The sequence below is a fragment of the Actinosynnema sp. NPDC023794 genome (assembly GCF_040639675.1).
GTDB lineage: Bacteria > Actinomycetota > Actinomycetes > Mycobacteriales > Pseudonocardiaceae > Actinosynnema > Actinosynnema luteola.
Genome location: NZ_JBFAFR010000008.1, coordinates 226,869 through 239,673, shown reverse-complemented (window position 1 = coordinate 239,673; position 12,805 = coordinate 226,869). Strand labels below are relative to the sequence as shown.

Here is a 12,805-nt window from a genome sequence, read left to right as displayed (position 1 = left end):
TTGCCACCAGTGCTGCTCTGCGCATCGCGCAAACCCCCCAGAGATCGTGCTGTGTGCTGACCCTGGAGACGCCGTCCTGGAGGCTCCGGTTGCAGGCCCCTCGGTAACGAATTGGGAAGGGCCGCCCCACCCGGAGGAGGGACGGCCCTTCGAACGCGAGGACGAGCGGCCTAGACCGCGCCCGCGTACTGCCCGATCCACGAGCGGAACGCCGGCACGTCCATGTAGATCGACGGGCCGGTGGCGCAGGTGGAGCTGTTGTTGCCCGCGCGGCTGGTGGCGCCGATCAGCTGCCACACGCCGTTCACGGACTTGACCTGCGGGCCGCCCGAGTCGCCGTAGCAGGCGCCCGAGTTGCCGTTCGGGTTGTTCGTGCAGATCTCCACCGAGCCGTAGATGCCCAGGCAGCGGCTGTCCGCCACGATCGACGTGTTCAGCTCCTGCAGGGTGACCGGCGCGCCGCAGCCACCGCGCGGGGCGCACGTCTGGCCCCACCCGATGATGCGGGTGGCCGTGCCGGTCGCGCCGGACGTCGACGCCACCGCGATCGGCGTCTGGCTCACCGAGGTGGACAGGCGCACCAGCGCGATGTCGTACGACGAGTGGGTCACGACCTGGGCGCCGGTCGCGACCGTGCCGCCGCTGGTGCGGTTGGTCGTGCCGATGCGCGCCCGGATCGAGGACGCCGACCGGCCTTGCACGCAGTGCTTGGCCGTGACGACCCAGTTGGCCTTGATCAGCGAGCCGCCGCAGAAGTGGCTGCCCGTGGTGCTCTGCAGGGAGACCATCCACGAGTAGGTCTGCGTGGCGTTGCCGCCGCCCACGATGAACGGGGTGACGCCGCCGTCGGTCGCCGGGGCCGCCGCCGCCCCGGCCGCCGAGGCGAGTGCCGCGCCGACCGCCACCGCGAAGGCGGTGAACAGGGTACGAACCTTCATCGCTTCCTCTCCGTCCCCGGCGCAGGGTGCTCGGGGACGGATCGGAAACTAGGGATGAACGCGGCGTGATCACCACAGCCGATCGGCCGGTAACGCTGGGTTCACAGTTGACAGCGCTCGGTGGCAACCGGACCGAGGTCGGCTCCGGGGTCGATCAGGGGAGGGGCGGCAGGGCGTCCTCGCCGGTCGACGGGATGTCGAAGTCGACCGACGAGTACTCGCGCAGCTTGGTCAGCCGGTGGAAGCCGTCGATCATCCGCACCGTGCCGGACTTCGAGCGCATCACGATCGACTGGGTCGTGCAGCCGCCCGCCCGGTAGTGCACGCCGCGCACCAGGTCGCCGTCCGTCACGCCGGTCGCGCAGAAGAACACGTTGTCGCCGCGCACCAGGTCGTCGGTCAGCAGCACGCGGTCCAGGTCGTGGCCCGCGTCCAGCGCCTTCTGCCGCTCCTCGTCGTCCTTGGGCCACAGCTTGGCCTGGATCGCGCCGCCCATGCACTTCAGCGCCGCCGCCGCGATGATCCCCTCCGGCGTGCCGCCGATGCCGACCAGCAGGTCGATGCCGGTGTTCGGCCGGGCGGCCGAGATCGCGCCCGCCACGTCGCCGTCGGAGATGAAGTGGATCCGGGCGCCCGCCGCGCGCACCTCGCCGACCAGCGACTCGTGCCGCGGCCGGTCCAGGATGCACACCGTCACGTCGGAGACGTCGCTGTGCTTGGCCTTCGCCACCCGGCGGATGTTCTCCGCGATCGGCGCGGTGATGTCGATGACGTCCGCCGCCTCCGGCCCGGTGGCGAGCTTCTCCATGTAGAACACGGCCGACGGGTCGAACATCGCGCCCCGCTCGGCCACCGCGAGCACCGCGAGCGCGTTCGGCATGCCCTTGGCCATCAACGTCGTGCCGTCGATCGGGTCGACCGCCACGTCGCACTCGGGGCCGTTGCCGTCGCCGACCTCCTCGCCGTTGAACAGCATGGGCGCCTCGTCCTTCTCGCCCTCGCCGATCACCACCACGCCGCGCATGGACACGGTGCCGATCAGCTTGCGCATGGCGTCCACCGCCGCGCCGTCGCCGCCGTTCTTGTCGCCGCGGCCGACCCAGCGCCCGGCGGCCATCGCGGCCGCCTCGGTCACCCGGACGAGCTCCAGCGCGAGGTTCCGATCGGGTGCTTCGCGACGACGCTCGGACGGGCTGCTGGCTGTGACCATGAGGTTCCTCCTGCGACTGCGACTACCGGCCGGTAGACCAATCCTCGCACGTCATCACGCCTCGGCCACGTCCTCCTCGGTCACACTGAGTGCTTGATCGATCCGTTCCCGGGCGCCCGCCAGCTGCCGCTCGCAGGTCTTCGCCAGGGCCTCGCCGCGTTCCCACAGCGCCAGCGACTCCTCCAGCGACAGGCCGCCCGCCTCCAGCCTGCGGACCACCTCCACCAACTCGTCCCTGGCCTGCTCGTAGCCCGGCTCGCTCACGTGGACAACTTCCCCAATCGGTTCTGGACGTGCACCACGACGGTCGCGACCGCCTGGTCGTACCCGATGAACGCCTCGGCGAACTCCGCGCCGTCACCTTCGCGCACGGCGTCGTCGATGCGGTGCTCGGCGTCGGCGACGCGCCTGCGGTGCACCGAGCCGTGGCCCAGCCACCACCGCATCCCGGCGTAGCCGGAGGTCGCCTCGGACAGGTCGTGTAAGCGGTTGATCAACGTCTGCCTGCCCGAGGTGCAGCCGGCCACCAGGGACAGCCAGCAGTCGGCGGCGGCCTGGTCGGCCGACACGGCGCGGCTGCGCACGGCGCTCACGCCCTCGTCGTCGGCCTCCCCCGCGGCCGCCACCGTCAAGGGCAGGAACGTGGGCTCACGTGCGGGGTTCGGCACCACCGCCTCCTTCTCGCGCCTCGGTGCCGTCCCCGTCGGAGGTGACGACCGCGTGCACGGCGCCGTCGGCCACGCGCACCCTCAGCAGGGTGCCCGCGGGAGCTTGGGAGGTCGAGCGGAGCACACCGTCGACCCCGTCGGGGGTGAGGAGCTGGACCACCGCATACCCCCGCGCCAGCGTGGCGGCAGGCCCGAGGGTCGTCAAGCGCGCCGTGGTGGCGATCAGCCCGGACGTCTCCGAATCGAGACGGTTGCGCACCGCGCGCCGGGCGCGTTCCCGCAGCCGGTCGACGTCCTCCGCGCGGCGGTCCAGCGGACCGTGCGGGTCGGCGAGCGCGGGTCGCGTGCGCAGCGCCGCGAGCAGCTTCCGCTCCCGGTCCACCCAGCCGTGCAGGGCGCGCCTGCTGCGATCGCGCAGCTGGCGGATCCTCTCGCCCTCCTCCGCGACGTCCGGGACCACCCGCTTGCCCGCGTCGGTCGGCGTGGAGCACCGCAGGTCCGCCACGTGGTCCACCAGCGGGGTGTCCGGCTCGTGCCCGATCGCGGACAGCACCGGCGTGCGGCACTGCGCCACCGCCCGGCACAGCGCCTCGTCGGAGAACGGCAGCAGGTCCTCCACGCTGCCGCCGCCGCGGGCCAGCACGATGACGTCCACTTCGGGGTCGCGGTCCAGAGTCGACAGTGCGGTGAGGATCTGCGGCACGGCCAAGGCCCCTTGCACCGCAACGTTGACCACCCGGAACCGGGCGCCCGGCCAGCGGGCGTGCGCGTTGGTCAGCACGTCCCGCTCGGCGGCCGACGCGCGCCCCGTGACGAGGCCGATCTTGTTCGGCAGGAACGGCGGCTTGCGCTTGCGCCGCGGGTCGAACAGGCCCTCGGCGTTGAGGAGCTTGCGCAGGCGTTCGATCCGGGCCAGCAGCTCGCCGATGCCGACCTGCCGGATCTCGTCCACGCGCAGGCTCAGCGTGCCGCGGTTGGGGAAGAAGTTGGGCTTGCCGTGCACCACCACCCGGCTGCCCTCGGACAGCTGCAGCTCGCGGACCATGCCCACGGGCGCGGTCAGCTGCATCGACATGTCCACGGACGGGTCGCGGAGGGTGAGGAACGCCGTCGCGGTGCCCGGACGCGCGCTCAGCTGCGTGACCTGGCCCTCCACCCACACGTCGCCGAGCCGGTTGATCCAGTCGAAGATCTTGCGCGCGACCGTGCGCACCGGCCACGGGTTCTCCGGGCTCGATCTGTCGACCTGGGACTTCGCGGTGCTCGTCTGCTCCGGGTTCACTGGGTCTTGAGGTTCGCGATGCGGCGGGTGAGCATGCCGGTGAACTCGGGGCGGGCGGCGTGCGTGCGCTCGTGCGCCAGCAGCTCCTCGAGGTCTTCCGCGGTCAGGGTGCGCAGACGTGCCCTGAGCTGCGCCAACGACAGCTCGTCGTAGTTCGGCAGCACGGCGGGCGGCTCGGCGGCCAGGGCCTGCTCCTCCACCGCCCACGGGTCGTCGGCGTCGGGATCGGTGTCGGCGGTGGTGGCGATGCCCTCGTCCTCGTCGAACGTCGCCCACTCGGGCTCCTGCTCCACCGGCCGCAGCACGGACAGCACGTCGTCACCCTTGATTGCGAGTTCCGTCACCCGCTGCTGGAGCCGCATGGACAGCTGCAAGGCCTCACTGACCACGGTGACCGGGAGTCCCGCGAGTTGCCCCGGCAGCTTCCGGGCCTGCTCGACGGCGGTGACCGCCAGTCCCGCGGCGAGGCGGACGGACAGGGGCAGTGGCTTCATGCCCTACAGCCTGCCGCAGTCGGCCGTCGGATGCCTACATCCGGCACGCCGTACCCTGGTCGTCATGGACAAGCGAGTGCTCCTGGCCAAGCCGCGTGGCTACTGCGCCGGCGTGGACCGTGCCGTCGTGACCGTGGAGAAGGCGCTGGAGCAGTACGGCGCGCCGGTCTACGTGCGCAAGGAGATCGTCCACAACAAGCACGTCGTGGAGACGCTGTCCCGGCGTGGCGCGATCTTCGTCGACGAGACCGACGAGGTGCCCGAGGGCGCGCTCGTGGTGTTCTCGGCGCACGGCGTGTCGCCCGCGGTGCACGAGGAGGCCGCTTCGCGGCAGCTGCGCACGATCGACGCCACCTGCCCGTTGGTGACGAAGGTCCACAACGAGGCCAAGCGGTTCGCCCGCGAGGACTACGACATCCTGCTCATCGGCCACGAAGGGCACGAGGAGGTCGAGGGCACGTACGGCGAGGCGCCCTCCCACATCCAGCTCGTGGACACCGCCGAGGACGTCGACAAGGTCGTGGTGCGCGATCCGTCCAAGGTGGTCTGGCTCTCGCAGACCACGCTGTCGGTGGACGAGACGATGGTGCGGGTGCGGCAGTTGCAGGACCGGTTCCCTGATCTGCAGGAGCCGCCGTCGGACGACATCTGCTACGCGACGTCCAACCGGCAGACCGCGGTGAAGACGATGGCGCCGGAGTGCGACCTGGTGCTGGTGGTCGGGTCGAAGAACTCGTCGAACTCGGTGCGGCTGGTCGAGGTGGCGCTGCAGGCCGGCGCGCGGGCGGCGTACCTGATCGACTACGCGCGCGAGGTGGACCCGGCGTGGCTGGAGGGCGTGACGACGGTCGGCGTGACGTCGGGCGCGTCGGTGCCGGACATCCTGGTGATGGAGCTGCTGGAGCACCTGGCGACGCAGGGCTACGGCGACGTCGAGGAGATCACCACGGCGAACGAGAAGATCGCGTTCGCCCTGCCGCGCGAACTGCGCAAGGACATGGTCCGCTAGGACGGTTCGTTTCGACGGAAGCGCCCCACGCCGGTCCCGGCGGGGGCGCTTCGTCGTTCCTCGTCACGCCGGGCCGTCGGACCCGCCGTTCTCGGCGGCCACGCCACGTCGCCGTCCTTGTACCAGATCGGTGTGCACTCGGCCCGCTGCGCGCACGCCTTCGCCCGGTCGCGCCACCCGGCCATGGCCGGCAGCCCGGCCTTGTCGCCGCGCCACAGCACGTCGTTCCAGCTGGAGACGAGGTCCACGGTCCGCTGGCCCATGGGCGCGTGCTCGCCGTGGTACTCCGAGTTGTAGTGGTTGAGCCCCAACTGGTGCCCGAGCTCGTGCACGACCTTCATCCCGATCTGGTGGCGGGCCCTCCGTCACGCCGGCGAGGCTGCGTTCGACGATGCGGTCCCGCGTCGAGAGGTGCGCGAAGCTGATGGTGCCGCCGGTGTAGACCAGGCCGCGGTGTTGGTCTCCAGCACGATGGTCGACATGACGTCGTCGAAACCTTCCAGCCACCGATCCTCCTGCCGCAGGCGCGGGTCGTCGGCGGGCAGGCCGCGGCGGTCGCGGTAGAGCTTGACCGGGTGGTGGTCCATCAGTTCGTAGTAGGCCGGGTTGGCCAGGCCGCGCATCTGGGTGAGGTTGAACCCGTACGGGTTCTCCAGGCCACCCGCATCGCCGGGTGCCGGGTCGACCAGCATCTTGTCCGGCTGGTGGGGCGTGCGGCCGAGGGACGGGTGGTACGGCGGCCGTTCGACGAGGCGGGCACGGTCAGCACCGCCGTCACCAGCACCGCCGCGAGGGCGGCCGCACCGAGGCCGGGAATCGTGCGCATGACAATTCTCCATTCGCCGATTTGTGCGCGCGCCGAAAGCGCGTGGAAAGCGGAAGAGAGCCCTGGTCGTGGGGACGGCGGCGCTTTCGCCCGGGGTCATCCCGCCTGTCGGAGGAGGTCGGCCGTGCGTTAGCGGTTCGTCGCGGAGGGTTTTGGTTCCATTTCGGGCGGCGCCTTCGCGAAGCCCCGGCTGATCCTCGCACGGCGGTACGACAGTTCGGCTCCCCCGAAGCGCTGAGCTGCGCTGATCGTGAACGTGGTTGGCGGCGGGGTGAAGTTCGCGTTTCCTGGAACGATGAGCACCGTGCTGATCGGGGTGGAGAACGTCGCCACCCCCAAGTGGGCCCGTCGTCGTGGTGGGACGTCGGTGAGCTTGGGCAAGGCCCTTAAGAGCCTGCCGTCGGCGGTGGCGATGGTGGTTCGGCTCGCCTGGCGCACGTCGCCCCGGCTGACCCTGATGGCCGGTGTGGTGCACGTGCTGTCCGGCGGCGTGACCGCGTTCGGGCTGCTCGCCACGGCCGACGTGTTCTCCGCCCTGCTCCGGGACGGGCCCACGCCGCAGCGGGTGGTGGAGGCGCTGCCCGCGTTGGCGGTGGTGGTCGGGTCGTTCGTGGTCCGCGCGCTGCTCGACACGGCGGTCGCGGCGGTGGAGAGCTCGCTCAGGCCGAGGGTCACGCGTGAGGCGAACGACGAGGTGACGGCGGTCCTGGTCCGCGCCCAGCTCCTCGCGTTCGAGGACGCCGACTTCCGCGAGCTGGCCCGGCAGGGCGGCCGGCGTGGCGTCCGCTCGCTGGAGAGCAGCCTGCGCTACCTGGCGGACCTGCTCTCCGGCGGCATCTCGCTGATCGCGGCTGTGGTGACGGTCGGGTTGCTCAACCCGTGGCTGGCGCCGGCGCTGCTGCTGGCCGCGTTCGCGAACGCCTGGGCGTCGGCGCGGGCGTCCAAGCTGCGCTACGAGCACTTCCTCGACTCGGTGACCCGCAACACGCGCAAGGGCGTGGTGGAGGAGGTCGCCACCGACCGGGACTTCGCGCTGGAACGGCACGCCCTGACGTTGCAGGAACGCCTGCTCGGCGAGCACCGGCGCATCGCGGAGAGCCTCATGGCCGACGAGATCCGGATGGCCCACCGCACGAACATGGTGCGGTTGACCGGACGCGCGCTGGCCGGTGTCGGCACCGCCATCGCCTACGTCGTGCTCGGCCTCCTGCTGCACACCGGCGGCATGGAGCTGGCGTTGGCGGGCACGGCGGTGCTGGCCATGCGCACCGGCTTCTCGTCGCTGGCGTCGACGACCCGCGCGGTCAACTCGCTGTACGAGGACTCGTTCTACATCGACTTCTACCGCAAGCTGCTGGTCGAAGGCGCGGAACGGGCCCAGGGCAGCTCGCCGGTGAAGGCGCCGGAGGACCCGGAGGAGATCACGCTCACGGACGTCTCGTTCACCTACCCCGGCGCGCCGAAGCCCGCGTTGCGGGAGGTGAACCTGACCGTGGCGCGGGGCGAGGTCATCGCGCTGGTGGGGGAGAACGGGTCGGGCAAGACGACCCTGGGCAAGGTGCTGACCGGCCTGTACCCCGCGTCGTCGGGCACGGTCGCGTGGGACGGCGTCGACCTGGCCGAGGCCGACCCGAACTCGGTGCACTCGTCGATCGCGGTGATCGCGCAGGACCCGGCGCAGTGGCCGATGACCGCCCGGCACAACGTGGCCGTCGGGCGGCTGGAGCGCGAGGACGACGAGGCGTGGCAGGAGGCGGTGGCGAAGTCGGGCGCGGACGAGGTGCTGGCGAGCCTGCCCGCCGGGCCGGACACCGTGCTGTCGCGGCAGTTCAACGACGGGCAGGACCTGTCCGGCGGGCAGTGGCAGCGGATGGGCATCGCGCGCGGGATGTACCGGGACGCGGCGGTGCTGGTGGCCGACGAACCGACGGCCGCGCTGGACGCCAAGGCGGAGGCGAGGGTGTTCGAGGGCCTGCGCGAGGCGACCGCGCGGCGCACCACGATCCTGGTGACGCACCGGCTGGCGAACATCCGCAACGCCGACCGGATCGTCGTGCTCGACCAGGGCCGGGTTGTCGAGCAGGGCACGCACGAGCAGCTCATGGCGTTGCGCGGGCACTACTTCGAGCTGTTCGAGCTGCAGGCCTCGGCGTACCGGGGCGGGCTGCTCGCGTCCTAGCCCGCGCCCGCTCGGACGTGCCGGTGATCATGACGGCCGCCGGCGCGAAGCGGTGGACGCCCACCACGACCGGGCGGCGGGTGGAGGGTGCCGCCCGGCGCCCGCCACCCGGTCGGGTCGTGGCTGTGGCCCTCCCCCCTAGTGAAGGTCACAGCCGGTGAACCGCGCCAAGCCTGGCGGACGCCGGTACAGCGGCGGTACAGCGGCGGTCCACGACCGGGCGCCGGTGGTGCGCTACCTTCGGTGCCGCCTCGGCCGTGGGGCCGTGGCGCGGGGAGTGTGCCGAGTGCTGTTCCGGGTCCTGGGCGCGGTCGACGTCGTGCGGTCCGACGGTGTGCGGATTCCGGTCGACGCCCGGAAACCGCGGGTGCTGCTGGCCACGCTGCTGCTGCACGCGGGCGAGTGGGTCAGCGTCGAGCGGCTGGTCGAGGCCCTCTGGCCGGAGGGCGCGCCGCCGTCGGCGGAGAAGAACACCAAGACCTACGTCTGGCAGCTGCGCCGGCTGCTCGCCGATGAGCGGATCGACGGCGGCCGGGCCGGCTACCGGGTCCGGGTGGCGGAGGACGAGCTCGACGCGCACCGGTTCGAGGACGCGGTCCGCGCGGGACGGCGGCACGGGGACGCGGGCGCGCACCGGCAGGCGGTGGCGGCGTTCGCCGAGGCGTTGCGGCTGTGGCGCGGCGACCCCTTCCGCGACCTGGCCGGCCCGGACGCGGACGCCGTCAAGGCCCGGCTCGTCGAGCGCAGGCTCACGGCGCTGGAAGGGCACGCGGCGGCGTTGTCCGCCCTGGGGTCGCACGAGGAGGCGGTGGTCGCGCTGACCGGGTTGGTCGCGCAACACCCGTTCCGGGAACGGTTGCGCGGCGCGCTGATGACCGCGCTGTACCGGGCGGGCCGCCAGGCGGAGGCGCTGGACGTCTACGACGAGGGGCGCGTGCTGCTCGACCGGGAGCTGGGGCTGAGGCCGGGGGAGGAGCTGCGCCGGCTGCACCTCGACATCCTCAACCAGGACCCGACCCTGGCGGTCGGGCGGGAGGCGGCCCGGGTGTGCCCCGCGCAGGTGCCCGCCGCCGTCGCCGGGTTCACCGGACGCGCCGAGCACGTGGAGCGGCTCGACAGCCTCCTGTTGCGCGCGGACGACGGGCAGCCGCCGCCGATCGCGGTCATCACCGGCACGGGAGGGGTCGGCAAGACCGCGTTGGCGCTGCGCTGGGCGCAGCGCGTGCGGAACCGGTTCCCCGACGGGCAGCTCTACGTCAACCTCCGCGGGTACGACCCGGACCTGCCGGTCGGCCCGGGTGACGCGCTGTCGGGCTTCCTGCGCGCGTTGGGCGTCGACTCCCGGGACATCCCTCAGGACCTGGCCGAGCGGTCCGCGGCCTTCCGGTCGCTGCTGGCGGGCAGGCAGGTGCTCGTGGTGCTCGACAACGCCCGCACGGCCGCCCAGGTCCGGCCGCTGCTGCCCGGGTCGCCGGGCTGCGTGGTGCTGGTGACCAGCCGCGACTCGATGCGGGGGCTGATCGCGAAGGACGGCGCGACCCGCGTCCGGCTCGACCTGCTGCCCGTCGACGAGGCCGGCGACCTGCTGCGCGCGTTGATCGGCGAGCGCGCGTCGGCGGACCCGCGTGCGGTGGACGTCCTGGCGGCGCTGTGCGCCAGGCTGCCGCTGGCCCTGCGCCTGGCCGCCGAACTGGCCACCGGCCGCCCCTCGGCGTCGCTGGCCGACCTCGGCCGCGAGCTGACCCGGGAGCAGGACCGGCTGGACCGGCTGGACGACGACGCCGACCCCCACGCGGCGCTGCGGTCGGCGTTCTCGTGGTCCTACCGGCACCTGCCGCCCGCCGTCGCGCGGGTGTTCCGGCTGCTGGGGGCGCACCCGTGCCGGGAACTCGGCATCCCCGCCATCGCCGCGCTGACCGGCTCGGACGACGCGGCGGCCCGGCGGCACGTCGACGCCCTGGTCCAGTCGCACCTCGTGGAGCCCACGGCCGACGGCCGGTTCCAGATGCACGACCTGCTGCGCACCTACGCCCGCGGCCTCGCCGCCGAGGTGGACGGCGACGAGGGGCGGGACGCGGCGCTGCGCGCGCTGGCGGGCCACTACGTGCGCGAGGCGGCGGTCGCGATGGGGCTGTTCGACCCCGTCGACCACGCCGGGCGGCCGGCCGCGCCCCCGTCGACCTGCCTGAGCACCCGTGCCGACGCGGTGGTGTGGCTGGAGTCCGAGCGGGCGAACCTCCTCGCGGTGGCCGAGCACGCGGCCCGGCACGGCGACGCCGAGCACGCCGAGGAGCTGACCGCCGCGCTGTGGCCCTACTTCCACGTCCGCGGCCACCACGACGAGTCCCTCGCCCTGCACACGCACGCCCTCGTGGCCGGCCGCAGGCGGGCGGACCGCGCGGCCGAGGGCGCCGCGCTCACCGGCTTCGGCGTGGCGTGCGAGCGGCTGGGGCGTTACGAGGAGGCGTTGCGCCACCACGAGCAGGCCCTCGCGGTCGGGCGGGAGACCGGTGACGTGAGCTTCACCGGCCGGGCGCTGAAGAACCTGGGTGTCGTGCTGCGCCGCCTCGGTCGGCACGAGGAGGCGGAGCGGAGCTTCCGGGAGGCGCTGTCGATCGCCAGGGCCATCGGCAACCGGCGCGGCGAGGCGGCCGTGCTGTGCAGCCTGGCGCTGGTGCACGAGGCGTCGGGGCGTCACGAGGAGGCGTTGCGGCACATGGACCGGGCCGTGGCGGCCGTGCCGGACGTCGACAACGACCACGCGCTGGTGGGCCACCTGCAGGCGAACCTGGGGCTGGTCCACCTCCGGCTCGGCCGGTGGGAGGTCGCCGCGAAGCACCTCGGTGAGGCGCTCGCGGGCGCGCGGGCGACCGGCAACCGCGACCTGGAGGCCGAGGTGCTGGACACGCTGGGTGAGCTGGCGACCGCCTGCGGCGACCCGGGGCGCGCCGTCGAGCACCACCACGAGGCGTTGGCGCTGACCCGCCGCACGGGCGACCGGCACGAGGAGGCGCGCGCCCACGACGGTCTCGCCCGCGCCTACGCGGCCTGGGACAGGCCGGACGACGCCCGCCGGCACCGGCTGCTCGCGACGCGCCGTGCGCCCGGGGCACGTCCGGTCGACGGCTCCCAGGTGAAAGTCGACAGCAGGGGTTGAGGGCGAACGCCGACTCCCTTCCCCGACGGGCGGGAAAGGGAGCGGTTCTCACGGGCGGTGTTCAGCGGTAATCAGTACCACGCTTTGTGGTAGACGTGGTTGTTCGTGCCCTCGACGAAGACGTCGATGCGGTTCGGTCCCCACGAGACGGCCGCCGGGTTGTGCAGGAAAACGCCGCCGAGGTTTTCCCAACCGGACCAGGACGACCCGTTCCACCACTTGTGCCAGAGTTGGTTGTCGGTGCCCTTGGCGAACACGTCGAGCCGGTTGGCCGACCACGACGACACGGCCGGGCCCGCGGTGATGACGCCGCCGAGGTCTTCCCAGCCCGACCAGGACGACCCGTTCCACCACTTGTGCCACAGGTGGTTGTTCAGGCCCTCGACGAAGACGTCGATGCGGTTCGCGCCCCACGACACGGCGGCCGGGTTGTCGATGAACACGCCGCCGAGGCTCTCCCAGCCGGACCACGAGCCGTTCCACCACTTGTGCCACAACGCGCCGTCCGAGCCCCTGACGAACACGTCGAGCCGGTTGGCCGACCACGACGACACGGCCGGACCTGCGGTGATGATGCCGCCGAGGTCTTCCCAGCCCGACCAGGACGACCCGTTCCACCACTTGTGCCACAGGTGGTTGTCCGTGCCGCGGCCGAACAGGTCGATGCGGTTCGGCCCCCACGAGACGGCGGCCGGGTTGTCGATGATGTTGCCGCCGAGGCTTTCCCAGCCCGACCACGAGGAACCGTTCCACCACCGGTGCCAGACGGCCGAGTCGGTGCCGCGGGCGAACACGTCGAGTCGGTTCTCGGACCACGACGACACGGCCGGCCCCGCGGTGACCACGCCGCCGAGATCGGTCCAGCCCGACCATTGTCTGTCCGCCGCCTGCTCGGGTTCCGCGACGGCCGCGGTCGCGCCCGTCGAGAACAGCGCCACCAGCACGGCGATCAACAACCTGGTGAATGAGGTATTCATCGGAAGATCTCCTCGGAGTTCGACGTTTAAAACTTCGAACACGAGGGAATCTAGCACGCAGGGGT

At 72.5% G+C, this 12,805-nt stretch carries 12 protein-coding genes; 3 read left to right on the top strand and 9 right to left on the bottom strand.

All coding sequences use genetic code 11. The annotated features are described in order from the left end of the window. Positions 1-170: 170 nt before the first annotated feature. The 6 genes from AB0H12_RS19995 to AB0H12_RS19970 all read right to left on the bottom strand — a co-directional run bounded on the left by AB0H12_RS19995 (position 171) and on the right by AB0H12_RS19970 (position 4,592). Positions 171-938, bottom strand: coding sequence for a S1 family peptidase (locus AB0H12_RS19995; RefSeq protein ID WP_499624351.1), 768 nt, complete (start codon positions 936-938; stop codon positions 171-173). A 154-nt stretch (positions 939-1,092) separates the two neighbouring features. Next, complete coding sequence (glpX, locus tag AB0H12_RS19990) at positions 1,093-2,148, bottom strand: class II fructose-bisphosphatase (protein ID WP_499624350.1); 1,056 nt, start codon at positions 2,146-2,148, stop codon at positions 1,093-1,095. A 54-nt stretch (positions 2,149-2,202) separates the two neighbouring features. Next, the gene (locus AB0H12_RS19985; RefSeq protein ID WP_053719410.1) at positions 2,203-2,412 is read right to left on the bottom strand and encodes an exodeoxyribonuclease VII small subunit; all 210 of its coding nucleotides are present in this window, start codon (positions 2,410-2,412) and stop codon (positions 2,203-2,205) included. Then, a complete protein-coding gene (locus AB0H12_RS19980) occupies positions 2,409-2,816 on the bottom strand; it encodes a sugar ABC transporter substrate-binding protein (RefSeq protein WP_499624349.1) in 408 nt (135 codons plus the stop codon). The genes AB0H12_RS19985 and AB0H12_RS19980 overlap by 4 nt, the downstream gene beginning before the upstream one ends. Then, positions 2,797-4,098, bottom strand: a complete 1,302-nt coding sequence (gene xseA / locus AB0H12_RS19975; protein ID WP_499624348.1) for an exodeoxyribonuclease VII large subunit — start codon at positions 4,096-4,098, stop codon at positions 2,797-2,799. The genes AB0H12_RS19980 and xseA overlap by 20 nt, the downstream gene beginning before the upstream one ends. Next, positions 4,095-4,592 (bottom strand): lipid droplet-associated protein, encoded by a 498-nt coding sequence (locus tag AB0H12_RS19970; protein WP_499624347.1) that lies wholly within the window; start codon positions 4,590-4,592, stop codon positions 4,095-4,097. The genes xseA and AB0H12_RS19970 overlap by 4 nt, the downstream gene beginning before the upstream one ends. Before the next feature lie 64 nt (positions 4,593-4,656). On the opposite strand from AB0H12_RS19970, the gene AB0H12_RS19965 reads away from it, so the two are divergent. Continuing rightward, the gene (locus tag AB0H12_RS19965) at positions 4,657-5,601 is read left to right on the top strand and encodes a 4-hydroxy-3-methylbut-2-enyl diphosphate reductase (RefSeq protein ID WP_230567347.1); all 945 of its coding nucleotides are present in this window, start codon (positions 4,657-4,659) and stop codon (positions 5,599-5,601) included. On the opposite strand, the gene AB0H12_RS19960 is transcribed toward AB0H12_RS19965, so the two are convergent. Both AB0H12_RS19960 and AB0H12_RS19955 read right to left on the bottom strand, forming a co-directional pair. Next, positions 5,598-5,942: a hypothetical protein gene (locus AB0H12_RS19960; protein WP_499624346.1), complete on the bottom strand. Its 345-nt coding sequence runs from the start codon at positions 5,940-5,942 to the stop codon at positions 5,598-5,600. The two genes, AB0H12_RS19965 and AB0H12_RS19960, sit on opposite strands and share 4 nt — an antisense overlap. A 24-nt stretch (positions 5,943-5,966) precedes the next feature. After that, entirely contained in the window at positions 5,967-6,293 is a 327-nt protein-coding gene (locus AB0H12_RS19955) for a hypothetical protein (RefSeq protein WP_499624345.1), read from the bottom strand. Between the two features lie 429 nt (positions 6,294-6,722). Between AB0H12_RS19955 and AB0H12_RS19950 the strand changes: the two genes are divergently transcribed. After that, a complete protein-coding gene (locus AB0H12_RS19950) occupies positions 6,723-8,606 on the top strand; it encodes an ABC transporter ATP-binding protein (protein WP_499624344.1) in 1,884 nt (627 codons plus the stop codon). A 286-nt stretch (positions 8,607-8,892) separates the two neighbouring features. Continuing rightward, complete coding sequence (locus AB0H12_RS19945) at positions 8,893-11,763, top strand: AfsR/SARP family transcriptional regulator (protein ID WP_499624343.1); 2,871 nt, start codon at positions 8,893-8,895, stop codon at positions 11,761-11,763. A 71-nt stretch (positions 11,764-11,834) separates the two neighbouring features. On the opposite strand, the gene AB0H12_RS19940 is transcribed toward AB0H12_RS19945, so the two are convergent. Further along, a complete protein-coding gene (locus AB0H12_RS19940) occupies positions 11,835-12,797 on the bottom strand; it encodes a PLL family lectin (RefSeq protein ID WP_499624342.1) in 963 nt (320 codons plus the stop codon). Positions 12,798-12,805: the final 8 nt, after the last annotated feature.

Bases quoted from the DNA above. Each gene is read 5' to 3' on its own strand.
- AB0H12_RS19965 (WP_230567347.1), top strand. From the start codon at position 4,657: ATGGACAAGCGAGTGCTCCTGGCCAAGCCGCGTGGCTACTGCGCCGGC.
- AB0H12_RS19970 (WP_499624347.1), bottom strand. From the start codon at position 4,592: ATGAAGCCACTGCCCCTGTCCGTCCGCCTCGCCGCGGGACTGGCGGTC.
- AB0H12_RS19995 (WP_499624351.1), bottom strand. From the start codon at position 938: ATGAAGGTTCGTACCCTGTTCACCGCCTTCGCGGTGGCGGTCGGCGCG.
- AB0H12_RS19950 (WP_499624344.1), top strand. From the start codon at position 6,723: ATGAGCACCGTGCTGATCGGGGTGGAGAACGTCGCCACCCCCAAGTGG.
- glpX (WP_499624350.1), bottom strand. From the start codon at position 2,148: ATGGTCACAGCCAGCAGCCCGTCCGAGCGTCGTCGCGAAGCACCCGAT.
- AB0H12_RS19960 (WP_499624346.1), bottom strand. From the start codon at position 5,942: ATGAAGGTCGTGCACGAGCTCGGGCACCAGTTGGGGCTCAACCACTAC.
- AB0H12_RS19955 (WP_499624345.1), bottom strand. From the start codon at position 6,293: ATGCTGGTCGACCCGGCACCCGGCGATGCGGGTGGCCTGGAGAACCCG.